This window comes from Robertmurraya mesotrionivorans (assembly GCF_050971805.1).
In the GTDB taxonomy this organism is placed as follows: domain Bacteria; phylum Bacillota; class Bacilli; order Bacillales; family Cytobacillaceae; genus Robertmurraya_A.
In genome coordinates, this window is sequence record NZ_JBPCCH010000001.1 from 444,835 (window position 1) to 468,294 (window position 23,460).

Consider the following 23,460-nt stretch of genomic DNA (forward strand, 5'->3'; position numbering starts at 1 on the left):
GATGGATCAATTCCATCGCTTTTTCCCCTTTTTCATGGGGCTTCGTTCCTATTAATGCCCGCCAGCACCTGGTGTCATCATAAATGTTGTCCAGTATGTAAAGCCAACGAAGAACACTGTTAAATAGGCACCGAAAATATAAATATACATACGTTCAGAAAGCTTTAGGTAGCTTAACAGAATGAAAAACCCCGTTTGACCAAAGAATAGCAATGATGTTTGTGGCATATGCCCTAGGTAGAACATAACGGCAAAAATACCTGTCCAAAACCCCATTACTCTAAACATACGATCCATATGATCCCTCCTTTTCACCCTACAAGTCCCTTACCTTACAATATTATAATGTAAACGCTATGAAAAAGTAAACAGGAGTTTGTTTTTTAATTCGTGATTAATGCTTGATAAGCACAAGCATCGCAGCCCTTGATTAAGTTTTGCTTCTCTATAAGCTGGGCGTCATTAAAAAGTGACTCAAACATCCCTTTTAAAAATTCGTGATGTGTTTCACAAATAGCATCTGGATGTTCTGTCGCAATTTCTTTAAATGGACAGTTGAAAATTTGGAAGTATATACGAGTCTGGTCTTCACTCACTTCGAATTCTGGATAGAAGCCAGCCATTGTTGCAGCATTTTTTAACGTATTTAACTTTTGTTCAAACGTAGGGAACTCTCCATAATGAGATCTGGCCATTTCTTGCTCAATCATTTCCTTACCAAATCTTTTCCCGGTCATTCGTAATACTTTATGACCTTCTTCTCCGAGAGAGAGCATGGATTCCATAGTAATTTTAGCTAACATTTGATAGTCTCGGAACGGAAAATTTAACTGAATGACGTCTTCGGACAATCGGTATAACCTACTTGGTCTACCACCTTTGCCTGTTTTTTTTGTTTCCGAGATCAGCATATTCACATCTTCAAGCTTAGAAAGATGTAATCTTGCTACGTTCGGATGAATATTAAAATTGTCTGCAATTTCTTGAACGGTAACTTCCTGATGTCTTTTTGTAATGTACTGATAAATGTAATAACGAGTTGGGTCCGATAATACATTTGTTATTTTCAATGTTTGTTCCATCTTAGCCACACCTCTCGGATCTCCTTAAATTTATTCCATTATAATACAGGCGACGGTAGTAAAAACTGTATTCACTATAAGTTTATAAAATGTTCACAACTTGTTGGCGAAATATTGAACAAATAACTATACAAATGTTATACAAAAGATTAAAATATATTTAACAAAACAATGAAAACACCATCAAAGGCGGGGAAAAGGATGAATGATTTGATATTTTTCACTTATCCAAGTTGTACATCTTGTCGAAAAACGAAGAAGTGGCTGACAGCCAATGCAGTTGCATATGAGGAGAGGCATTTATTTAAAGAAACTCCGACAAGTGAGGAGCTAAAAGAATTACTTTCTCTTACCACAGAGGGATTGGACGAATTGCTTGCCACAAGAAGTCGAATATTTAAAAGTCTTAATCAGGATGTGAATGATCTTACTCTTTCACAGGTAATCAATATGCTCGTTGAAGAACCTAGATTGCTAAAACGACCTATTGTTACTGATGGCAAAAAGTTAGTGGTCGGTTACAATCCAGACGCATTAAAGAGCATCGCGAACAAAAAAATGATAAAAAAAAGTAGCTAACAGTAATAAAAAAGGGAAGACCGCGGTCTTCCCTTTTTTATTTGTTGTCCAGCTACGAAAGCTAGCCCCTCGGGGTCATAAGCCAAATCCCTCCGGAAGGCAGGCCTTCCTCCAAGATCCGTCTTATGCCTGTCGGGGCTGAACAAGCTTTCTCCGCTTTTCTAACTGGGCTAGCTGGATTCGAACCAACGCATGACGGAGTCAAAGTCCGTTGCCTTACCGCTTGGCTATAGCCCATCTTCGTAATAATTAATGATGTAACTAACGTGTTTGTACTAATTATTATGTTTGCTTTGTTGAAAAATATACACACTTTTTCTCCCATCATTTACTATTGAAGTGATACGATAGGTTTATCCAAATGAAAAGGTGGTGTCTAATTGGTTACTTCGATTGAAGAATTAGCCGATCGAATGTTGAAGGATGCTGTTATAAAGCAAGCAACCGATATCCACATTATCCCCCGAAAGCATGACACTCTTGTTCAATTCAGAGTGGCACATCGCCTCGTCACTCGCTACTCGTTCCCTATTGAAGAATGCGAAAGGTTAATCTCCCATTTTAAATTCAGTGCATCCATGGATATTGGGGAAAAAAGACGTCCCCAAAACGGTTCGTATTCGATAGTGGTCGATCATCAGCAAATTGGTTTGCGCCTTTCTACTCTTCCAGGTAACAAGAAAGAAAGTTTAGTTATACGACTGCTCCCCGAACACCAATCAAATCCTTCCTACCAAGTTTCCTTATTCCCTTATATGACAAATAAGCTTCTTGCCTTACTTAAACATGCCCACGGATTAATTATCTTGACTGGTCCAACTGGAAGTGGGAAAACCACAACCTTATACACCTTGCTCGAAAAGAGTACGAATTTATTTGACCGAAATGTGATTGCTTTAGAAGATCCAATTGAAAAGGAAAGTGACGCTGTTTTACAGGTTCAAGTGAATGAAAAAGCTGGAATATCATACGCGGCTGGTTTAAAAGCCATCCTTCGTCATGATCCAGATATTATTATGGTGGGGGAAATTCGGGACAGTGAGACAGCCAAAACGGCCGTGAGAGCCGCGTTAACAGGCCATCTTGTGTTATCAACCATGCACACTCGAGATGCAAAGGGGGCCATTTATCGACTCCTTGAGTTTGGAGTAGATTGGATTGAAATTGAACAAACTCTTGTTGCTGTAACGGCTCAAAGGTTAGTAGAACTTAGTTGTACACTCTGTACAACCGAATGTTCAAGCACTTGTTTTGTTTGTGAGCGTTCAAAGAAAGCATGTGTCTTTGAGATATTAGCTGGTCAACCATTAAGTCATGTCATTAATGAGGCAAGAGGAGAGAAAAGAGTGTATGACTATACGACACTAAGAAAGGTCATATCGAAGGGGATTGCACTCGGTTTTATTAAAGAAACGGAGTATGATCGATGGGTGTTAGACAATGAAATCAAATAAGTGGTTATTAACGGAACAATCCAACTTGCTAAAACATGTGGGAGAATTACTGGATAGGGGGTACTCTCTTGCCGAAGCGTTGGAATCTACTTCTTTGCAGATGGCAGAAGGGAAGAAAATCCAGCTTAATAACAGCATAAAATTACTAAGAGAGGGTTTCGCTTTTTCGTTAGTTATTCAAAAATTAGGATTTCACCAAACCTTAGTTAGCTATGTGTATTTTGCAGAGCAACATGGTGGCCAAGCTTACGCGTATAAAGAAGCAAGTAAATATATGATGAAGCAGCAGAAAGATAAGAAAGAACTAATTAAAGTATTAACTTATCCTCTTATTCTTGTTTTTACTACTATTATCCTATTTGTATTTGTTGATCAATTTCTTTTACCAAAGTTTGTATCTCTCTTTCAATCCATGGGTTTGCCTTCAAACCTCTTTACAAGGGTTATTATCCTTATTGGCTCTACTTTCCCCTTCTTTAGTACTCTCTTAGTCGTAACTCTACTTATTTTTGCTAGTTACTATCTTTTTGCATTCAAAAATTATTCCGCCATGAAACAAAAAAAGATTTTAGTATCCATTCCGTGGTGTGGTCCGTTTTTCCAATTATTAATTACTCACTATTTTTCTGTGCAAATGAGCTATTTGTTAGGTGGGGGGCTTTCAATTTATGAGGCGGTTAGTCTCTTCGAAGGGAATAAGGAAAACAAGTTTGATCAAGAACTAGGAGTTTATTTAAAGCAACATCTATTAAAAGGGACTAGTCTAGAAGAAATCATTAAAAAGCAGACGATATTTGAAGGTGATTTATCAATTATCATACAGCACGGGCAAAAAAATGGCCGGCTTGATCAAGAGCTTCATTTCTTTAGCAACTATTGTATGAATAGATTCCAAGAAAAAGTGAATTATATAATGAAATTTATTCAACCGTCTATTTACCTACTCGTAGGATTATTGGTTATTTCAATGTATTTATCCATCCTACTTCCAATGTTTCATTTAATGGATGGTATATAAATCTTAAGGAGAGAAAAAAATGAAAAAATTCATCCAAAATGAGAAGGCTTTTACACTTATTGAAATGATGATTGTTTTGCTTGTGATTTCAGTATTATTAATCATAGCAGTACCGAATATCAGCAAGCATAACAGCAATATTAAGGAAAAAGGATGTGAAGCTTTTATAAAAATGGTAGAGGCACAGGTTCAGTCCTTTGAAATGGACAAAAATCGTTTGCCAACAGGTTTGGCAGAATTGCAAACAGAAGGGTTTTTACAAGAAAACCAATCGACCTGTCCAAATGGAGATATCGTGACGATCTCGTCTACGGGAGCTGTCACAGCTAATAATGAATAACAATAATGGGTTTACTTTAATTGAATCTATTTTTGTGTTAAGTATGTTTGTTTTGATTGTCTCGTTTTCTTTTCTTTTTGTTCGTCCTCAAATGTTTTTCCTCGATAAACAGCTCTTTTTTTCTCAATTCAAAGACGACCTTTATTATATGCAACAATATGCTATTTCAAATCATACAGTTGTTTCTGTAAATATCCTCCCCCTATCTCATCGATATTACGCTAAGGATCAGAATGGGAAATATATTGTCGATCGAACCTACTCAAACAAGGTGAACATTAGAGAAGGTTCACAAAACTTGTATTTTCGATATAACACCTCTGGAAATATAAATACCTTTGGGACTTTATATATTGACATACAAGAAGAACGGTATAAATTTACGTTTAACATAGGGAAGGGGAGATTTTATGTTGTACAAAACTAATGGCTTTTTCCTTGTTGAACTTTTGCTTTCTCTGTCAATTTGGTTGGTACTAACTTTATTTTTACTACCAATGTTTATTCAGGTGAGCAAGCAGTCACTTAACACCCAATATAGTCGTGAGGCATCAAAGATATTATATGACTCCTTACAGGAAGTAATGTTTACCGGAACTATCAAAGACCCATTAACAGTAGAAAGAAAAGGGAGGTCATTTACTGTGATAAAGGAAGTGTCTAAAAATGAGGTGTGTGTAAGATATGAAAATTCCTTTAAAAAGGAAGTTCTCATATGTGACAGTTTTTAATAATCAGGGATTTACTTTAATAGAGATGTTGGTATCTTTCTCTATTTATTGTATGCTTGCTTCTTTTTTACCCTATATTTTTTCAATTATTTTGAACATGAACCATGTTGCGAACCGCACACAACAACTAGAATTCGAGCTCTTTATTAGTCAGTTAAATACGGAACTTCAAGGTTGTGATTATGTTGAGGTGAAAAACGGGAAGCTTTATATGCAAAGTGTTGGGGAATTGGTCACGTATGAGAAATATGGGCCATATATCCGTCGATTGGTACAATTTCAAGGTCATGAAATAGTTTTGCAAAATATTAATAGTGTTGAGTTCAAACAAAATCAAAAAAGTATCTCAATTCTTGTTATTGGTAACAATAATGTTGTATATGAGGACCAACTGTTTCCTTTCCTTCAGGTGGTGGGAGGTCCATGAATGAAAAGGGGTTTATGTATCCTATTAGTTTATGTATTTTTCTACTAGTCTCTCTATTTTTAACGATTGAGTTTAATCAGTACGTATCGGAAAAAGGGATAGTGGCTTCAGTCAATCAACAAGAAAGACGACAGTATTTATTTTTGCTCACATCAAAGAAGATTTCTGAGGAAATGGCAAGAGGTGTGATTCCGGTAGATGGAATGACAACATATTCAGACACCAAAGTGACGTATACGGTTAAGCAAATTTCTAGCCAACATGTGGAAGTTACTTATTTTCTGATTCAGGGTACTCTTTCTGTTAAAGCGATAGCCCAGTACGAGGTGGGAAGCGGAAAATTAGTAAGATGGTTGTTACCAGTGTAGCTTCCTTTGGGTTTAGTTAACTAGTATTTGGTCATACTGTTAATGACTAAAAGGGAGGAAAAAAACATGAGCGCAGTAAATGATTATGTGAAATACATTACACAAACGATAGTAAAATATATTGATCAACCGAAGGAAGAAAGAAAAAAAATCAGGAAGGAAAAAAAAGAAACGAGAGAAGCATTTGCTTTTCGCTGGTTTGGTATTATTCCATATGTCATTATGATGAACAGAGGAAAGAGAGAGAAATCATTTAAAGGGAATGACAAATGAGTCGTTCCCTTTAAATTGCTTTTTCGGATAAGTAAAAAATACCGCCGTTTATAATCGAAATCTGAACTTTTGGCTCGTATTGCTCCTGTAAGGCTCGTTTTTCATTTTCATAGCTTTCCCCTTTTTCCTCCGCTTCTTCATAAAAATGCTCCAGCAATCTCAAGTCTTTTGACCAGCGTTCTCTAGCCAAGTTTGCCCATGAATGATCTTCTTCAAGAATGTTTGAACGAATCATATTCTGAATTCGTGTTACCCCACTATTCGGCATAATAAGTGGTGATAAGGTAAAAGAGTAATCAGGTATTTTGCGAGCTAATTGTAATCTTATTAGTTCTTCGTGGAAGTTCTCGATTATTTGTCCATTAATTAATTGTAGACCTATCGACCGAAAGACGTCTCTTTTACGGTCACATTGATAGGAGATTTTTACATTCATACCTAACCAAGGGCGCAATGGTACTTGTTGACCCATGGTTGCTTGATGATCTTCATAGAGCCGAATATACCCAGCAAGGTTTTTAGTTGAGTTAAATATTTGATGAAGTCTTGGTGAACCAAAGTGTATGACCTCTCCTTTAATATCGTCAGGTGTCTTTTTTTGATCCGTAATAAGCGTAAGTTCCATAGGGTTTGGAACTCCACCTGTTTTTTCTAAGTAATGCCAATAAAACGGGCGATTCATTAATTCCTTATCTAGTTTAATCGTTAATTGCACAGTTAAATATGAACCGGTATTCGCGAGTATTTCGCATTGGTTAGCAGTAAAGTACTTCACCAAAAAATTATGAATTTCCTGTTGCTGCACGATAATCACCATCCTTTACTTCTTCAGCAAATTGAATCATGGAAGCTAGGTTGTCCATTTTTATTCGCATTTCCCCTTCAGAGGTGGAGTTTCCGAATATATCTGAAAGATGATCCTCAAAGCTACCAAACTCTAAACGAGTAAGAATATCATCGAGATCACCAATCACTTTTTCAAATAAATTAATTTTTTCATGTAGTAGCTTAAGGACATGTTCTTCCACTGTACCTTTAGTTGCAAAATTATAAATCATCACGTCTTTTTCTTGCCCTAGACGATGAATTCTCCCGATACGTTGCTCTAGTCTCATAGGATTCCAAGGCAGATCAAAGTTAATGATATGATTACAGAACTGAAGATTAATTCCTTCTCCTCCTGCTTCGGTTGCAATAAGGACCTGTACATTGTTTTCAAAAAGCTGTCTCATCCAATCTTTTTTACCTCTTTTAAATCCTCCGCGGAAGGGAACGGAGCTGATTCCATTTTGCTTTAGAAACCATTGAAGATAGAGTTGAGTGGCTCGATATTCCGTAAAGATAATGACTTTATCATTTACCTTCTGAATCAGTTCAAGAGCTTTAACGGCCTTGGAATTCGTATGAACGGCGTTTACCTTCTCGATTAAATATGTGATTTGATCTTGGTATTCCTTTGATGGGTTTTCCTTCTTTTCAAGCATATTTTTTAATGTGAAAAAGACTGCTTCTCTACTACTGCATGCTTCTCTTTGCAGAGTCATGACTGAGAAAGCGGATGTAGTTGTCCAGTCTCCCTCTGACCGTAGTTCAGTAACAGAATCATACAAATCCTGCTCTTCCTTAGTAAGCTCAATAGGGATTGTTTCAACTTGTCTCTTCGTCCATTCAATACCTGTGTCTGCTCGACGATTTCTGATCATCACTTTATTCACAAGCTCTTTTAAATGTTCATTATCGTTAATATCTCGGGAATCCTTCTTATATTTTTCATTAAACACAGATTCATTTCCTAGATGACCAGGTTTTAAGAGAGAGACAAGGTTGAAAATCTCACCAACTCGATTTTGAATTGGGGTTGCTGTTAGAAGTAAGCAGAATTTTTTCTTTAAGCTTTGTACAAATTCATAGTTTTTTGTTTTATTGTTTTTTAATTTATGTGCTTCATCAATAATAATAAGATCATAATCTTGGGAGAGAATGATTTCTCTATGAGGAGCCCGTTTAGCTGTATCAATAGAAGATACGACCACATCACATTGTTCCCAGACATAGCTTTTACGTTGTGAAACTGCCGGAATATAAAACTTACTTGTTAACTCGTATGACCATTGGGTAACGAGGGAGGCGGGAACAAGAATGAGGACTTTTTTTACAAGACCTCTGATCATGTATTCTTTTAAAATGAGTCCTGCTTCGATCGTTTTCCCTAGACCTACTTCATCTGCAAGAATGGCTTTTCCGTTCATGTTTTCAACTACTTGCTTGGCGACTTCTAGCTGATGGGGAAGCGGTGTTAAATTGGGAAGATGTTTGGGAGCTTGTAATCCCTCAAAGTTATCAATAACCGTATGTTTTTCTACCTCTACCGCTAGCTTATATAACTCAAAGTTCCCCCAAGGACCATCATTTGTAATTTTCTCTACCAGCCCCTCCTGCCAAGAGGAATCAAACTCAATCTCTACCGTCATAAAAACAACTCCCTTTTTGATCGATAAATATATTGCCGTATGGGTTTCGAAATGGTAGGATGATAATATCTTAAAAGTTTTGAAATTTGTCACATTATAGTTTATTTTGACGAATGTTCTATAAGTACAGCTTAGTATTATCCAAATTGGGAATTTTTATAATGCGAATGAGAACAAGGGGAGAGACTACTTCAAAGTAGCGCCGAAGGAGCAAGCAAAAATTTGTGAATCTCTCAGGCAAAAGAACTCTTGTTTGACGCAGCTCTGGAGAGCGCTTCATTCATTTGAAGCCACCAAAGGGGACAGCCAAACGGTAAACTTTCAGGTGCCAGGACAGAGACCTTTCTTAAGCAAAGAGGGGGGTCTCTGTCCTTTTTTTATGATTTTATAAGGGGGAAATGATAGTGGCGCAACTAAAAAGAACACCGATTTTTGACGTGTATCAACAGTATGGTGGGAAAACCATTGACTTTGGAGGATGGGAACTGCCTGTTCAATTTTCAAGCATTAAAGAAGAACATGAGGCTGTAAGAACGAAGGCAGGATTGTTCGATGTTTCTCATATGGGAGAAATTGAAGTGAAAGGGACAGACAGTTTGGCATTCCTTCAAAAAATGATGACCAATGATGTATCGAAGCTGCAAATTGGTGGTGCACAATATACTGCTATGTGCTACGAGAATGGTGGTACTGTCGATGATCTTCTAATCTATAAATTGAATGACGACCATTATTTGCTTGTTGTAAATGCTTCAAATATCGAAAAAGACTTTACATGGTTAAACGATTATGTTGAGGGGGATGTAAGGCTTCAAAATCTTTCTGAACAAATGGGCCAGTTAGCTCTTCAAGGGCCACTTGCTGAACAGGTTCTCCAGAGGCTTGTTGAAACAGTTGACCTTTCGACAATTGGATATTTTAAATTCCAAGAGAATGTTTCCATTGGAGGAAAAGAGGCGCTTGTTTCAAGAACTGGGTACACCGGAGAAGATGGCTTTGAGGTGTACTGTAATAGTGAGGATGCGACTTTCCTATGGGAAACAATTCTTGAAGCAGGTAAAGAAGAAGGCGTTCTTCCTTGTGGCTTAGGCGCTCGTGATACCCTTCGCTTCGAGGCTAATTTGGCCCTTTATGGTCAGGAGCTTTCTTCCTCAATTTCTCCGTTAGAGGCTGGTATTGGTTTCGCTGTGAAAGTAAATAAGGAAGAAGATTTTATTGGGAAGCAAGCTTTAAAGCAGCAAAAGGAAGCTGGAGTCCCTCGTAAACTTATAGGAATTGAAATGATTGACCGAGGCATCCCAAGACATGGATATCCGGTGTATGTGGGTGAACAACTAGTAGGAGAAGTAACAACTGGAACACAATCACCTACGTTGAAAAGAAATATTGGCTTAGCGTTAGTTGATTCAGCAGTCGTATCTAGAGAGTCGGAGCTAACAATTGAGATTCGTGGGAAACGCTTGAAGGTGAAAGTGGTACCAACACCATTTTATAAAAGGGAAAAGAAATAAGGGAGGAACAAAAGTCATGAAGCATCGCTACTTACCAATGACAGAAACCGATAAAAAAGCCATGCTAGAAGAGATCGGAATTTCCGATGTACAGGAGCTTTTTAACGATATTCCAGAAAGTGTTCAGTTTAAGGGAGAATATAATATAAAAAAAGCTAAATCGGAGACAGCCTTATTAAAAGAATTAACAATTTTGGCAGCTAAAAATGCCGACTTACGCTCACATACTTCCTTTTTAGGAGCTGGTGTGTATGATCATTACATGCCTGTCATTGTTGACCATGTTCTTTCACGTTCAGAATTTTACACAGCGTATACTCCTTATCAACCTGAAATCTCACAAGGTGAGTTACAGGCGATCTTTGAATTTCAGACAATGATTTGTGAATTAACAGGTATGGACGTAGCTAACTCTTCTATGTACGACGGGGGTACCGCTTTGGCAGAAGCAGCGATGCTAAGCTCTGGTCATACGAAGCGTAAAAAGGTACTTCTCTCTAGTACGGTACATCCAGAAACAAAGGATGTAGTCAAGACGTATGCAAAAGGACAATACGTAGAAGTCGTAGAGATTCCATACAAAGATGGTGTCACTGATTTAGATGCTTTAAAGAGCGAAATGGGTGATGATATTGCAGCGGTTATCGTCCAGTATCCAAACTTCTTTGGAAGAATCGAGCCGATGAAGGAGCTCGAAGAAATCATTCACGCGAACAAAGCAATGTTTGTAGTATCGAGCAATCCTTTGTCCCTTGGTGCATTAACACCTCCGGGAGCGTTTGGTGCTGATATTGTAGCGGGAGATGCACAGCCGTTTGGAATTCCAACTTCATTTGGTGGACCACATTGTGGTTATTTTGCGGTAACGAATAAATTGGTTCGTAAAATTCCTGGTCGCCTAGTTGGTCAAACAAAAGATGATCAAGGAAGAAGAGGATTTGTTTTAACTCTTCAAGCAAGAGAACAACATATCCGTCGTGACAAGGCAACATCTAATATTTGTTCCAACCAAGCGTTGAATGCTTTAGCTGCTTCTGTCGCTATGACTGCCTTAGGGAAAAAAGGAGTCAAGGAAATGGCTGTGAGCAATATCCAAAGAGCCCACTATGCAAAGAAAGCATTTGAAAATAAAGGATTTACAATTGCCTTTAATGGACCGAGTTTTAACGAATTTGTTGTTGTATTAAATAAGCCTGTGAAAGAAGTGAACCAACAGCTTTTACAGGAAGGAATCATTGGAGGTTATGATCTCGGTCGTGATTATCCAGAGTTGAAGAATCACATGCTCGTGGCAGTAACTGAACTACGTACAAAAGAAGAAATAGATCTATTTGTTGATAGAATGGGGGATTATCATGCATAAGGAAGACCAAGCGCTCATTTTTGAATTAAGTACCTCTGGCCGAGTAGGGTATAGTCTCCCAGAGATGGATATCCCTGAGGTAAACTTAGATGATTTAATTCCAGCAGATTATTTGCGAGCTGTTGAACCAAATCTACCCGAGGTTTCTGAGCTTGATATCATGCGACATTACACAGCTCTTTCAAAAAGAAATCATGGCGTTGATTCCGGTTTTTACCCTCTTGGATCTTGTACGATGAAATACAACCCAAAGATCAACGAAAACGTTGCTCGTATGGCTGGTTTTGCTCATCTACATCCACTTCAAGATGAAAGCTCTGTTCAAGGTGCATTAGAGCTTATGTATGATCTTCAGGAGCATCTAATTGAGATTACGGGTATGGATGAAGTGACGTTACAGCCTGCAGCAGGAGCACATGGTGAGTGGACGGGACTTATGCTCATTCGTGCCTTCCATGAAGCAAATGGCGACAAAAATAGAACAAAGGTAATTGTACCAGACTCCGCTCACGGAACAAATCCAGCTTCAGCAACGGTCGCAGGGTTTGAAACAATCACTGTTAAGTCCGATGAAAATGGATTGGTCGATTTAAATGACCTAAGAAGCGTTGTTGGAGAAGACACTGCTGCCTTAATGCTAACCAATCCAAATACTCTTGGTTTATTTGAGGAAAATATTCTGGAAATGGCGCAGATCGTTCACGAAGCTGGTGGAAAGCTTTATTATGATGGAGCAAACCTAAATGCAGTTCTTTCCAAAGCTAGACCAGGAGATATGGGCTTTGATGTTGTCCATTTAAACCTTCATAAAACATTCACTGGTCCACATGGTGGCGGTGGTCCAGGTTCTGGTCCTGTTGGGGTAAAGAAAGATTTAATTCCATTCTTACCAAAGCCAGTCGTTACGAAGAAGGACGGAGTTTTTGTATTGGACTACGATCGTCCACAGTCAATTGGCCGTGTAAAACCGTACTACGGTAATTTTGGGATTAATGTAAGAGCATATACGTATATTCGTACAATGGGTCCTGATGGATTAAAAGCAGTAACTGAATACGCGGTTTTAAATGCGAATTATATGATGAGACGCCTTGAACCATATTTTGATTTACCGTTTGACAGACATTGTAAACATGAGTTCGTACTTAGTGGAAAGAGACAAAAGAAGCTTGGTGTTCGTACACTAGATATCGCGAAGCGCCTGTTGGACTTCGGCTATCACCCACCAACTATTTACTTCCCTCTAAATGTAGAGGAATGCATCATGATTGAGCCAACAGAAACAGAGTCGAAGGAAACTCTAGATGCATTTATCGAAGCAATGATCCAAATTGCAAAGGAAGCAGAAGAGAACCCTGAAATCGTTCAAGAAGCACCACACACAACAGTTGTTGGAAGATTGGATGAAACGACAGCTGCGAGAAAGCCGATTTTAAGGTATCAAGCTTAAATATATGTAGAAACAAGCACGAGATTTCTTGTGCTTGTTTTTTTGAAAACATAAGGATGTGGGATCTACGTTGGAGTTTAGTGCCCGTGATATCCAGATATTAGTGGGATGGGTGAACTAAATTCAAACAAAAAAGGATTCCGCTCTAAAGAGCTAGGAATCCTTTCTTCTTACTTCACTTTAATTTTACCAGACCACTTTTTGAATCCGCCTTCAAGGTGAGAAAGATCTTTATAGCCTTTACGGTAGAGTGTTTGTGCTGCACGGCCACTTCTCATCCCACTTTGGCAATATAGATAAACCGGTTTGTCAGGACGAATTTCTTTCATGCGCATTTTAAATTGCGATAGAGGAATGTTTCTAGCTCCTAAAATATGTCCTGCTTCATACTCATTCGGTTCACGCACATCAATTAGTTGAGCTTTTCGATAGCCTTCACGGAATTGTTGTTCATTCAGTGTTTTTACAATTTTACGTTGGTAGAGCCAAGTAATCACAGAGTAAGCGATAATGGCAACTACTAGTATAAGGATAAAATAAAGAGTATCCATAAAGTTACATGTCTCCTTTCGAACAAGCATCACGCCAAGTTATATTATATCGGTGTTGAGACTTTGGGTAAAGAGGAACAACTTAATTTTTGAGTACATGTTACTTTCATTCACTCGTTTCTTTTGATAAGCTAATAGAGCTAGATTTCAACATTAGAAAAAGAGGTTTCATTATGAACAAAGAAATATGGGGTTTCATTGATTCAGGAGAAGGATCTCCTTCTTTTAATATGGCATTGGATGAAGCATTACTTGATTGGCATAGTAAAGGAGAAATTCCACCAATTATCCGTTTTTATGGCTGGAATCCGGCTACACTTTCTATAGGATATTTCCAAAAGGTTGAGAAGGAAATAGATCTTGATAAGGTGAAAGAACATCATCTCGGTTTTGTACGTAGACCAACCGGTGGGAGAGGAGTACTTCATGACCAAGAGCTGACCTATAGTGTTATTGTGACAGAAGAACATCCCGACATGCCTAAAACGGTAACAGAAGCATACCGTGTGATTTCTGAAGGAATATTAAAAGGGTTTCAGCTACTAGGGTTAGATGCTTACTTTGCGGTTCCTAAAACAGCAGAGGAAAGAGATTCTCTAAAAAATCCTCGTTCAGCTGTTTGCTTTGATGCTCCAAGCTGGTATGAACTCGTTGTAGAGGGAAGAAAAGTGGCAGGAAGTGCGCAAACAAGACAAAAGGGTGTTATTTTGCAGCATGGTTCGATCCTACTAGATATAGATGAAGATAAGCTGTTTAGTCTTTTTAAATATTCGAACGAAAGAGTAAAAGAACGGATGCAAAAAGCCTTTAAAAACAAGGCTGTGGCCATAAATGAGATTAGTTCAAGAAAAATAGACGTAGAAGAAGCCAAACATGCTTTTAAAGAGGGATTCGAACAAGGGCTAAATATAGAATTGCAACCCTTTGAATTATCGGAAGAGCAGCTAGAATATGTTCATAAACTAGCGCGCGAACGTTATGAAAGTGATGAGTGGAATTTTAAAAGATAAGCGTCGAAATATGTCGCTTTTCTTTTTTTTGTAAAGTTATAGGAAAAAAGCCTATAGTACGTAGGTTTGTCTCATTGTTAGAAAAAGCAAGGAGCGAAATTTGTTAAATTTTATCGCTTTTGCTCGAAAATCTACAAAAATCATCTCTTTTCGCTAGATTCTTAATTTTTTTGAGTTTGACAAATTTGCTGGCGTTTGACCTAAACACAATATATAGTGGTTGTTTTGGAAAAATATATACTATATGTAGACAATATAGTTGATTTCACAATTGGACTGTGGTAATTTAAGAATATTCCTAGCTGCGCTAGATTCTGGATTTCTATTAGTAGTTTTTTACAGAATAGATTAAAAGAAGTATTTGTATATTTTAAAGGAGTTGTGTGTATGTCTGTTGCGTTTAGAAAAAAAATGAATATTGATGTCGAGAGCTTAAACAAGGACATTAGCTTGTTTCCTCAGGTGCATCCAGTAACCCCAGATATGAAGATTACTCATAAAGGGGTATCAAGACTTGTTATGCTTGACCGTTATACATTTAAAGATACGGAAAAGCTAACATTATCGAACGGAGATTTTGTTGTTCTTACAATTAAAGAAGATCCAAAGTTTCCTGCTAGAGGTCTTGGATTTATTCTTGAAATTGATTGGGACCTAAAGATGGCTAAAGTGCTTGTTGATGAGGAGTTTAGAGGTGTTCTAGATGACCCGGAAGAAGCTAGTACAGGAGTTATCAATCGTTCGCTTGATGTCATTGAAAAGCCATTGGAAGTGTTCTATGAGCAAATTGCGAAACGCAACGCAACAGGCTTGGCTTCAGTAGAGAGAACAGAAGAAAAGAAGGCTGAATGGTTCCAGAAGTTTTACCAGGAACTAGTTAACTTAAATTTCATTCCAGCAGGACGAGTTCTTTATGGAGCAGGTGCTGGAACAGAAGTAACATTCTTTAATTGTTATGTTATGCCATTTGTTCAAGATTCTCGTGAAGGAATTTCAGAGCATCGTAAGCAAGTAATGGAAATCATGAGCCGTGGTGGCGGAGTTGGAACGAACGGTTCAACTTTAAGACCTAGAAATACACTTGCTCGTGGAGTAAACGGTAAATCATCTGGTTCAGTATCATGGTTGGATGATATTGCAAAGCTAACTCACTTGGTTGAACAAGGTGGGTCGCGCAGGGGCGCCCAAATGATCATGTTAGCGGACTGGCATCCTGACATTATTGAATTTATTATTTCAAAAATGCAAAACCCAAGAATTCTTCGTTTCTTACTTGAGACAACAAAAGATGAAACGATTAAAAAATATGCGAAAGAAAAACTAAAGTTTTCTCCTCTTACAGAGAGTGAGCGTTCTATGTACCAAGGAATCGCAAATTATAAAACTATTCCAGGTCATGGTGGTTTTTCTGAGAAAAACATTGCAGACGCTGAAGAAAAGCTTGCTACTGGAGGAAATTTCTCCGTTCATAACTCAGAATTCTTAACAGGCGCAAATATTTCTATCTGTTTAACGAAAGAGTTTATGGAAGCAGTTGAAAATGATACTGCGTACGAACTTCGTTTCCCAGATGTGGAAAGCTATAATGCTGAGGAAATGAAGATTTACAACGAAGAGTGGCATAAAGTCGGGGACGTTCGTGAGTGGGAAAAACAAGGCCATAAAGTACGAGTTTACAGAAAGATCCAAGCAAAAGAATTATGGAATCTTATCAATATCTGTGCGACTTACTCAGCAGAGCCTGGTATTTTCTTCATCGACAACGCAAACGACATGACAAATGCAAAAGCATATGGTCAACAAGTAGTTGCTACAAATCCATGTGGAGAACAACCACTAGCACCATATTCCGTGTGTAACCTTGCTGCCGTAAACTTAGCGGAGATGGCAGATAAAGAGACAAAAACGGTTAATTTTGAAAAGTTAAGACAAACGGTCGCTGTAGGCGTTCGTATGCAAGATAACGTTATTGATGCAACTCCTTACTTCCTTGAAGACAATAAGAACCAAGCATTAGGGGAAAGACGTGTAGGACTTGGTGTAATGGGCTTACATGATCTTCTGATCTATTGTGAGACAGAATACGGTTCTGAAGAAGGAAATGTTCTTATTGATAAAGTGTTTGAAACGATTGCAACGACGGCTTATGAAACCTCTGTTGAACTAGCGAAGGAAAAAGGAAGCTTCCCGTTCCTTGTAGGCAATACAGATGTTGAAACGAATCGTCTTCGTCAAGCATTTACGCAAACGGGCTTTATGCAAAAGATGCCTGAGCATGTGAGAGAAGCTATTCTAGAAAACGGAATCCGTAATTCCCACTTGCTAACAGTAGCTCCTACAGGATCTACTGGAACAATGGTAGGTGTATCAACGGGTCTTGAGCCTTACTTCTCGTTCTCATACTTCCGCAGTGGACGTCTTGGGAAGTTTATTGAAGTAAAGGCAGATATTGTACAAGATTATCTTGACCGTCATCCGGAAGCGGATGCTGACCAATTACCAAGCTGGTTCGTGTCAGCGATGGAGCTTTCACCTGAAGCGCATGCGGATGTACAATGTGTCATCCAAAGATGGATTGATAGTTCAATCAGTAAAACGGTAAATGCACCAAAAGGATATAGCGTTGAGCAGGTAGAAAAGGTGTATGAGCGTCTATACCGCGGTGGAGCAAAGGGTGGTACCGTTTATGTGGATGGATCACGTGATAGCCAGGTATTAACACTGAAGGCAGAAGAAAATACGGCTGATGAGTTTGAGCCAAATGTGGAAAAAGCACATGTGGTATTAGTTGATACAATTACGGATCTTCGTTCAACAGATGTGACCATTGGTTCTGAAGTTGGAAATACTTGTCCTGTATGTCGTAAAGGAAAAGTAAAAGAAATCGGTGGCTGTAACACTTGTACAAACTGTAACGCACAGTTAAAGTGTGGTCTATAATTTGAGTCAAAGAGGATGGAAATAATTGTTCCATCCTCTTTTTTCGTTTCTTTATTTTTTTGTTCATACTACCTGTATAACTAGGTTGATGAAATGAGGGAAAAAAATGAAGCCGTTCGTTCCACAGCTTGTTTATATAGAACCAGGTGCACTAGAGTATGAACTCGGTAAAGAATTGAAACAAAAATTTGAAGATATGGGCCTTGAAATAAGAGAAACAACTTCACATAATCAAATTCGTGGAATTCCTGGAGACAATGAGCTTCAGCAATACCGTAATGCAAAGTCCACATTAGTTGTTGGTGTAAGAAGAACATTAAAATTTGATACATCTAAGCCATCAGCAGAATACGCCATTCCTTTAGCAACGGGCTGCATGGGGCATTGTCACTACTGTTATTTACAAACCACATTAGGAAGTAAGCCGTATATTCGAACATACGTAAATCTAGAGGATATTTTTAATCAGGCTCAAAAATATATGGATGAACGAGCTCCAGAGATCACTCGATTCGAAGCCGCTTGTACATCAGACATTGTTGGTTTAGATCATTTAACTCATTCCCTAAAGAAAACGATCGAGTTTATCGGTCAAACAGAGTATGGTCAGCTTCGTTTTGTAACGAAATATCATCATGTCGACCATCTGCTAGATGCGAAACATAATGGGAAAACACGATTCCGCTTTAGTGTGAATTCGCGGTATGTTATTAAAAATTTCGAACCGGGAACATCAACATTTGATGAACGTCTTGAAGCCGCTAAGAAGGTCGCGAATGCGGGATATCCACTTGGCTTTATTGTTGCTCCTATTTACCTTCATGACGACTGGAAGGAAGGGTATCAAGAGTTATTTGAGCGTCTAAGTGACTCGTTACAAGGAATTGAGTTACCTAACTTAACCTTTGAATTAATTCAGCACCGATTTACAAAGCCAGCCAAAAAGGTAATTGAAAAGCGCTACCCGAAAACAAAGCTCGAAATGGATGAAGAAAAAAGAAAATACAAATGGGGACGTTACGGAATAGGAAAGTACGTGTATCAAACCGATGAAGCAGCTGAAATGGAGCAAACGATTCGAGGGTATGTAAAAGAGTATTTTCCTAATGCAGAGGTTAGTTATTTTACTTAAAACCCAATATGATAAAAAAATAAAATGATTTAGATTGTCCGCCGTACTATTTCATGAAGCTACTGCTTAAAGATGTATCATATACGTGCATCTAAGGAGTGACTCTCATGTATATTGACGGCGTTTTTTCTGGGGGAGGCATTAAGGGGATAGCCTTAGTTGGTGCCTATGAAGCAATTGAAAATAGAGGCTTTCGATTTAAAAGAGTGGCAGGAACGAGTGCAGGCTCAATTATTGCGTCGTTAATTGCTGCAGGTTATACGAGCAAAGAGGTTTATGAGCTTATAAATGAATTGGATTTAAAAACGTTTTTAGATACTCGTCCTTCTTATCTACCCTTTCGAGTGGCTAAATGGATTCTGCTTTATTGGAGACTTGGTATTTACAAGGGACAGAAACTTGAAGAGTGGCTTGCTGAAAAGCTTGCACAAAAAGGTGTTCGATCATTTGCAGACCTAGAACCTCAAGCTTTAAGAGTTGTCGCTTCGGATTTATCAAATGGCAGATTAATTATCCTCCCAGATGATTTGCCGTACTATGGAATTAATCCAAATTCATTTTCAGTTGCGAAAGCGATCCGAATGAGCTGTAGCTTACCGTATTTCTTTGAACCTGTTAAAATCAAGCATGACCATACGACAAGTACAGTTGTTGATGGTGGAGTTCTTAGTAATTTCCCCATGTGGCTATTTGATAGTGAGAATGTAAAGAAGGTCAGACCCGTATTAGGAATCAAACTGTCTCATAGTATTCAGGATCGACCGAATAAACAAATTACCAACGCAATTAAACTATACGAGGCGCTGTTTGAGACAATGAAGGATGCTCATGACTCGAGGTATATTTCAAGAAAGCATGAAAAAAATATCATCTTTATCCCTACAGAAGGGGTATTAACAACGGAGTTTGAATTGACCGAGGAAAAAAAGCAAATCCTTTTCGATTTAGGGAAGGAAAGAGCTTCCCAATTCTTTTCAAAGTGGAGTTATTAAAAAGAAAACCGAGCGTCTAAAACGATGCTCGGTTTTTCTTTTTACCTTTTCGCCCTTCAATGACCGTTAAATGTGTGGCTGATTTGGATTTATTCGCATGCTTTTTTAACGAAGTAATGGAGCCACTTTTGGCTGAAGGTTTCCGACCCTCTTTTTGTAAATGCTTCTTCTTTGAACGCTTAGCAGCTTTGCGGAACGCATGCTGTTCTTTTTTGTCGGGACTTCCCTTATAAAAATGTCGAACCAAAAAGTACAGAATGACTCCGACAATTGCAAACACAAAAATACTTTTAAAAAATTCACTAGGATTGACCATAAGTCTAGAAACTACTCCAATAGCAGCTAAAGTAACTAAACAAACGATAAAAATAAGCGAAGTTCGATTTTTCATGAAAGCCACCTCCCTAAAAGCATGATTAGCATTTTTTTCCGCTTTTAAACTAGCTGCTCTGACAATTACACAATTTCCACCCATTGTTCGTTAACGATGATGAGGAGATTGGGCTTGCACATATTAATGGTGAGGTTGTTATTGTATAAAACGTTTTAAAGGTATTAATTAATTTATGCAACTTTCCACGATATTGGAACACCGTTTTTACATTTGGTTAATAAAATCTTATCTTATATTTATTCTACTAGAAAAGGAAAAAAACCTCTATCATGTAGACTTAAATTGACAGAAATCAAATTATTTTTATTTATAAGTAAGGAAAGAAATACCGTGGGACATAATACAAATGGAGGTGGTTTTAATGGCAGAAAACGAGGGGAAATATGAGCAAGAACAGCATGAAAAACCATTATCATTTATGGCTATGGTCATTATCACAGGGTTTGTAGGAGGAATGCTATGGAGTGGTCTTGCATTTATTGCATGGTATTTTAACTTCACTGAGATTCATCCAAGGGTTATCCTAGAGCCATGGGCGATCGGCGCATGGAAGAAACAATGGCTTGGTACAGTCATTTCGATTATTCTTCTCGGAGTTATTTCAATCGGAGTTGCCATTATGTATTACATAGCGCTCAGACGTTTTAAGAGTATATTTATTAGCATGGGCTTTGGACTTGTGTTACTGGCATTGGTATTGTTCGTACTTAACCCAATCTTCCCTGGAATTCCTCCATTTAGAAAGATGGAGTTAAATACATTAATTACTACAGCTTGTTTTTATATTTTATATGGGACGTTTATCGGTTATTCGATTTCCTATGAGGAACATGAGATGAAGAGAATAAAAAAGGCAAACCATGAACCTCCTTTCTCTCCAGACTAGTGTAACGAAAAAAGGATGTGTTAGAATGTTCTTATTGAGCATTCTTTTTTCGTTTAACTGATTAAGAATACGAAAGGGAGAGAATGATGGGAAAATTAAATAAATTAAGAGCTGAGATAGAAAAGTTAAATGTTGATGGCATCCTTATTACAAGTAGTTTTAATCGTCGCTATATGTCTAACTTCACTGGGTCAGCAGGCGTTGTCCTCATTAGTAAAGACCGTGCACAATTTATTACTGACTTTCGTTACGTCGAGCAAGCAGAAAAGCAATGTGTAGGCTTCGAAATCGTAAAGCATAACGGTACCATACCTGAGGAAGTAGCAGTACAAGTTAAAGAGCTTGGAATCACTAGACTAGGCTTTGAACAAGAACATGTTACATATTCTTCTTATCAATCCTATAAAGAAGCTTTGCAATCAGAACTAGTACCATTATCAGGCGTTATCGAAAAGTTGCGCTTGATAAAGACTGACGCAGAGATTAAGATATTAAAGGAAGCAGCAAAGATTGCAGATGCTGCGTTTACACATATTTTAGGCTTTATTCGTCCTGGCATAACAGAGTTAGAGGTTTCGAATGAGCTTGAGTTCTTTATGAGAAAAAGAGGTGCAACTTCATCATCTTTTGATATAATTGTTGCTTCGGGAATTCGATCTGCACTTCCTCATGGAGTGGCTAGTGAAAAAGTGATTGAAGCAGGTGATTTTGTAACACTTGACTTTGGGGCATATTATAAAGGCTACGTATCCGACATTACAAGAACTGTATCAGTTGGAGAACCTGATGATAAGCTAAAGGAAATTTACAATATTGTTTTACAAGCGCAATTACTCGGGATGGAAGGAATCAAACCAGGAATGACGGGAAAAGAAGCCGACGCATTGACAAGAAATCATATTTCTTCCCATGGGTATGGTGAATATTTTGGTCATTCAACGGGACATGGTATTGGTCTGGAAGTGCATGAAGGACCTGCACTATCAGTAAGATCAAATCTTGTTCTTGAAGAAGGAATGATTGTAACTGTTGAACCTGGTATATATATTCCAGGGCTTGGCGGTGTTCGTATTGAAGATGATACGATTATTACGAAGGATGGAAATGAATCCCTCACTTACTCTACAAAAGAACTTATTATTCTTTAATGCATCTTATTAGGAGGATTTATTAATGATTTCAGTAAACGATTTTCGTACAGGTTTAACAATTGAAGTAGATGGCGGCTTATGGCGCGTAATGGATTTCCAACACGTTAAGCCTGGTAAAGGTGCGGCATTTGTTCGTTCGAAGCTTCGTAACCTGCGTACAGGAGCGGTTCAAGAGAAGACATTCCGTGCGGGTGAGAAGGTAGCAAAAGCGCAAATCGATAACCGTAAAATGCAGTATCTATACGCAAACGGAGAGCAACATGTATTCATGGACGTGGAGTCATATGATCAAATCGAGCTTCCAGCAACAGCAATTGAGTACGAACTAAAGTTTTTGAAAGAAAACATGGAAGTTCATATCATGATGTATCAAGGTGAAACACTAGGAGTTGAACTTCCTAATACTGTTGAGCTTGAAGTTGTTGAAACAGAGCCAGGGATCAAAGGTGACACAGCATCTGGCGGAACAAAACCTGCTATTTTAGAAACGGGTCTATCTGTTCAAGTACCTTTCTTTATTAACCAAGGTGATCGTTTAATCATTAACACAACAGAAGCTTCATACGTTTCAAGAGCTTAATAATGCACTTACAATTGCGAATAAAAAAGACACTCGAGTGAGTGTCTTTTTTATATTACGAAGTAAATTGGAAGACAGCCGTAATGGTTGCCTTTACTTGTAGTAAACCTGGTTCTATCGTTGTACTTACTCCTTTTACCATAGGCATCGTAGTATAAAGTGGCTCAGGGATCGTTACAGCACTGCCTCCTTCAATAATGAGTATAGGAGGATGATTGAGTTGAACACGTATGGCTTGAGCAATCGCTGCAGCCTTCTGTGTCGCATCATGAACGGCAAGAGTGAGTGCTTGTTGTTCTTGAGTTAATCTATTCTTTGCTGAAAAATTAATCGCTAGTATACTGTTTGCTCCACTTTCTATTGCTTTATCAACGACCATGCCAATTTGATCCATATTGGATAATGTAACTGTTAAACGATGCTCTACTTTATAATTTCTAAACGTTTGCACACCATCAACAAAGTCGTATTGAGGGAAAATGGAATAATCAGATGTTCTAATTTTTTCCCTTGGAATTTGCAGGGAAAGCAAAGCATCCACAACAGCAGAACTCACTTGTGCATTTTCTCGCTGTGCGGGTACAAGTTCCTTATTCTCCGTGATAATCCCAATAATGACATCGGCTTGGTCTGGCTGTATATCAACTGTTCCTTCCCCTATCACCCTAATTTCATTTGTACTAGTTGCTCTAGCAGGATAATGGTTCCATACTCGCGTGTAATCTTGATACATATCAACTCCTCCTTTTTTCAATAC

General features: G+C 38.2%; 26 protein-coding genes, 1 tRNA gene and 1 riboswitch. Of the genes, 19 read left to right on the top strand and 8 right to left on the bottom strand.

Annotation, left to right across the window (positions count from 1 at the left end):
• Positions 1 to 51: 51 nt before the first annotated feature.
• Positions 52 to 297: a DUF2626 domain-containing protein gene (locus tag ACRX5O_RS02225; protein WP_066049620.1), complete on the bottom strand. Its 246-nt coding sequence runs from the start codon at positions 295 to 297 to the stop codon at positions 52 to 54.
• Between the two features lie 86 nt (positions 298 to 383).
• Entirely contained in the window at positions 384 to 1,082 is a 699-nt protein-coding gene (locus ACRX5O_RS02230; RefSeq protein WP_433904425.1) for a helix-turn-helix transcriptional regulator, read from the bottom strand.
• A 201-nt stretch (positions 1,083 to 1,283) separates the two neighbouring features.
• Between ACRX5O_RS02230 and ACRX5O_RS02235 the strand changes: the two genes are divergently transcribed.
• On the top strand, positions 1,284 to 1,661 hold the full coding sequence (locus ACRX5O_RS02235) for a Spx/MgsR family RNA polymerase-binding regulatory protein (RefSeq protein ID WP_433904426.1): 378 nt from the start codon (positions 1,284 to 1,286) through the stop codon (positions 1,659 to 1,661).
• Positions 1,662 to 1,826: 165 nt separating this feature from the next.
• On the opposite strand, the gene ACRX5O_RS02240 is transcribed toward ACRX5O_RS02235, so the two are convergent.
• Positions 1,827 to 1,898 (bottom strand) — tRNA-Gln (locus ACRX5O_RS02240).
• Between the two features lie 143 nt (positions 1,899 to 2,041).
• Here ACRX5O_RS02240 and comGA point away from each other — a divergent pair.
• The 8 genes from comGA (at position 2,042) to ACRX5O_RS02280 (ending at position 6,272) form a co-directional block, all read left to right on the top strand.
• Positions 2,042 to 3,115, top strand: coding sequence for a competence type IV pilus ATPase ComGA (comGA, locus tag ACRX5O_RS02245; protein ID WP_490885379.1), 1,074 nt, complete (start codon positions 2,042 to 2,044; stop codon positions 3,113 to 3,115).
• Positions 3,102 to 4,133: a competence type IV pilus assembly protein ComGB gene (gene comGB / locus ACRX5O_RS02250; RefSeq protein WP_433904427.1), complete on the top strand. Its 1,032-nt coding sequence runs from the start codon at positions 3,102 to 3,104 to the stop codon at positions 4,131 to 4,133. The genes comGA and comGB overlap by 14 nt, the downstream gene beginning before the upstream one ends.
• 19 nt (positions 4,134 to 4,152) lie before the next feature.
• Positions 4,153 to 4,473, top strand: coding sequence for a competence type IV pilus major pilin ComGC (gene comGC / locus ACRX5O_RS02255; protein WP_119709116.1), 321 nt, complete (start codon positions 4,153 to 4,155; stop codon positions 4,471 to 4,473).
• A 43-nt stretch (positions 4,474 to 4,516) separates the two neighbouring features.
• Entirely contained in the window at positions 4,517 to 4,900 is a 384-nt protein-coding gene (gene comGD / locus ACRX5O_RS02260) for a competence type IV pilus minor pilin ComGD (protein WP_433904751.1), read from the top strand.
• Positions 4,884 to 5,204 carry a competence type IV pilus minor pilin ComGE gene (gene comGE / locus ACRX5O_RS02265; RefSeq protein ID WP_433904428.1) on the top strand — a complete coding sequence of 107 codons (321 nt, stop codon included), beginning with the start codon at positions 4,884 to 4,886 and terminating at the stop codon, positions 5,202 to 5,204. Before comGD ends, comGE begins: the two co-directional genes overlap by 17 nt.
• Positions 5,191 to 5,631 carry a competence type IV pilus minor pilin ComGF gene (comGF, locus tag ACRX5O_RS02270; RefSeq protein ID WP_433904429.1) on the top strand — a complete coding sequence of 147 codons (441 nt, stop codon included), beginning with the start codon at positions 5,191 to 5,193 and terminating at the stop codon, positions 5,629 to 5,631. The genes comGE and comGF overlap by 14 nt, the downstream gene beginning before the upstream one ends.
• Entirely contained in the window at positions 5,628 to 5,999 is a 372-nt protein-coding gene (locus ACRX5O_RS02275; protein ID WP_433904430.1) for a hypothetical protein, read from the top strand. The genes comGF and ACRX5O_RS02275 overlap by 4 nt, the downstream gene beginning before the upstream one ends.
• A 66-nt stretch (positions 6,000 to 6,065) precedes the next feature.
• Positions 6,066 to 6,272 (top strand): YqzE family protein, encoded by a 207-nt coding sequence (locus ACRX5O_RS02280; RefSeq protein WP_433904431.1) that lies wholly within the window; start codon positions 6,066 to 6,068, stop codon positions 6,270 to 6,272.
• A gap of 10 nt (positions 6,273 to 6,282) precedes the next feature.
• Here the strand turns inward: ACRX5O_RS02280 and ACRX5O_RS02285 are convergent, their stop codons facing one another.
• Both ACRX5O_RS02285 and ACRX5O_RS02290 read right to left on the bottom strand, forming a co-directional pair.
• The gene (locus tag ACRX5O_RS02285) at positions 6,283 to 7,077 is read right to left on the bottom strand and encodes a YqhG family protein (RefSeq protein WP_433904432.1); all 795 of its coding nucleotides are present in this window, start codon (positions 7,075 to 7,077) and stop codon (positions 6,283 to 6,285) included.
• Positions 7,055 to 8,743 (bottom strand): DEAD/DEAH box helicase, encoded by a 1,689-nt coding sequence (locus tag ACRX5O_RS02290; protein ID WP_433904433.1) that lies wholly within the window; start codon positions 8,741 to 8,743, stop codon positions 7,055 to 7,057. The genes ACRX5O_RS02285 and ACRX5O_RS02290 overlap by 23 nt, the downstream gene beginning before the upstream one ends.
• Before the next feature lie 167 nt (positions 8,744 to 8,910).
• Positions 8,911 to 9,002, top strand: a riboswitch (glycine riboswitch).
• Positions 9,003 to 9,141: 139 nt separating this feature from the next.
• On the opposite strand from ACRX5O_RS02290, the gene gcvT reads away from it, so the two are divergent.
• From gcvT to gcvPB, 3 genes are read left to right on the top strand one after another with little or no spacing between them, the layout of a single operon-like run.
• Positions 9,142 to 10,254, top strand: coding sequence for a glycine cleavage system aminomethyltransferase GcvT (gene gcvT / locus ACRX5O_RS02295; RefSeq protein ID WP_433904434.1), 1,113 nt, complete (start codon positions 9,142 to 9,144; stop codon positions 10,252 to 10,254).
• 16 nt (positions 10,255 to 10,270) lie between these two features.
• Entirely contained in the window at positions 10,271 to 11,617 is a 1,347-nt protein-coding gene (gcvPA, locus tag ACRX5O_RS02300) for an aminomethyl-transferring glycine dehydrogenase subunit GcvPA (RefSeq protein ID WP_433904435.1), read from the top strand.
• The gene (gene gcvPB, locus ACRX5O_RS02305; protein ID WP_433904436.1) at positions 11,610 to 13,067 is read left to right on the top strand and encodes an aminomethyl-transferring glycine dehydrogenase subunit GcvPB; all 1,458 of its coding nucleotides are present in this window, start codon (positions 11,610 to 11,612) and stop codon (positions 13,065 to 13,067) included. Before gcvPA ends, gcvPB begins: the two co-directional genes overlap by 8 nt.
• A gap of 170 nt (positions 13,068 to 13,237) precedes the next feature.
• Here gcvPB and ACRX5O_RS02310 read toward each other — a convergent pair whose 3' ends face one another.
• Positions 13,238 to 13,618, bottom strand: coding sequence for a rhodanese-like domain-containing protein (locus ACRX5O_RS02310; protein WP_119709106.1), 381 nt, complete (start codon positions 13,616 to 13,618; stop codon positions 13,238 to 13,240).
• Positions 13,619 to 13,791: 173 nt separating this feature from the next.
• Between ACRX5O_RS02310 and ACRX5O_RS02315 the strand changes: the two genes are divergently transcribed.
• From ACRX5O_RS02315 to ACRX5O_RS02330, 4 genes are all read left to right on the top strand, one after another.
• Positions 13,792 to 14,628 carry a lipoate--protein ligase family protein gene (locus ACRX5O_RS02315; RefSeq protein WP_433904437.1) on the top strand — a complete coding sequence of 279 codons (837 nt, stop codon included), beginning with the start codon at positions 13,792 to 13,794 and terminating at the stop codon, positions 14,626 to 14,628.
• A 387-nt stretch (positions 14,629 to 15,015) separates the two neighbouring features.
• Positions 15,016 to 17,568, top strand: a complete 2,553-nt coding sequence (locus tag ACRX5O_RS02320; RefSeq protein WP_433904438.1) for a vitamin B12-dependent ribonucleotide reductase — start codon at positions 15,016 to 15,018, stop codon at positions 17,566 to 17,568.
• 106 nt (positions 17,569 to 17,674) lie between these two features.
• Positions 17,675 to 18,700: a spore photoproduct lyase gene (gene splB / locus ACRX5O_RS02325; protein WP_433904439.1), complete on the top strand. Its 1,026-nt coding sequence runs from the start codon at positions 17,675 to 17,677 to the stop codon at positions 18,698 to 18,700.
• A gap of 107 nt (positions 18,701 to 18,807) precedes the next feature.
• Positions 18,808 to 19,692: a patatin-like phospholipase family protein gene (locus ACRX5O_RS02330; RefSeq protein ID WP_433904440.1), complete on the top strand. Its 885-nt coding sequence runs from the start codon at positions 18,808 to 18,810 to the stop codon at positions 19,690 to 19,692.
• Between the two features lie 16 nt (positions 19,693 to 19,708).
• Here the strand turns inward: ACRX5O_RS02330 and ACRX5O_RS02335 are convergent, their stop codons facing one another.
• Positions 19,709 to 20,083: an SA1362 family protein gene (locus ACRX5O_RS02335; protein ID WP_433904441.1), complete on the bottom strand. Its 375-nt coding sequence runs from the start codon at positions 20,081 to 20,083 to the stop codon at positions 19,709 to 19,711.
• Between the two features lie 364 nt (positions 20,084 to 20,447).
• Between ACRX5O_RS02335 and ACRX5O_RS02340 the strand changes: the two genes are divergently transcribed.
• The 3 genes from ACRX5O_RS02340 to efp all read left to right on the top strand — a co-directional run bounded on the left by ACRX5O_RS02340 (position 20,448) and on the right by efp (position 22,703).
• Positions 20,448 to 20,972: a YqhR family membrane protein gene (locus tag ACRX5O_RS02340; RefSeq protein ID WP_433904442.1), complete on the top strand. Its 525-nt coding sequence runs from the start codon at positions 20,448 to 20,450 to the stop codon at positions 20,970 to 20,972.
• Between the two features lie 86 nt (positions 20,973 to 21,058).
• Complete coding sequence (locus ACRX5O_RS02345) at positions 21,059 to 22,120, top strand: M24 family metallopeptidase (protein ID WP_433904443.1); 1,062 nt, start codon at positions 21,059 to 21,061, stop codon at positions 22,118 to 22,120.
• Positions 22,121 to 22,145: 25 nt separating this feature from the next.
• Positions 22,146 to 22,703 carry an elongation factor P gene (gene efp / locus ACRX5O_RS02350; RefSeq protein WP_433904444.1) on the top strand — a complete coding sequence of 186 codons (558 nt, stop codon included), beginning with the start codon at positions 22,146 to 22,148 and terminating at the stop codon, positions 22,701 to 22,703.
• A gap of 55 nt (positions 22,704 to 22,758) precedes the next feature.
• On the opposite strand, the gene ACRX5O_RS02355 is transcribed toward efp, so the two are convergent.
• A complete protein-coding gene (locus ACRX5O_RS02355) occupies positions 22,759 to 23,436 on the bottom strand; it encodes an SIMPL domain-containing protein (protein WP_433904445.1) in 678 nt (225 codons plus the stop codon).
• Between the last annotated feature and the right edge of the window lie 24 nt (positions 23,437 to 23,460).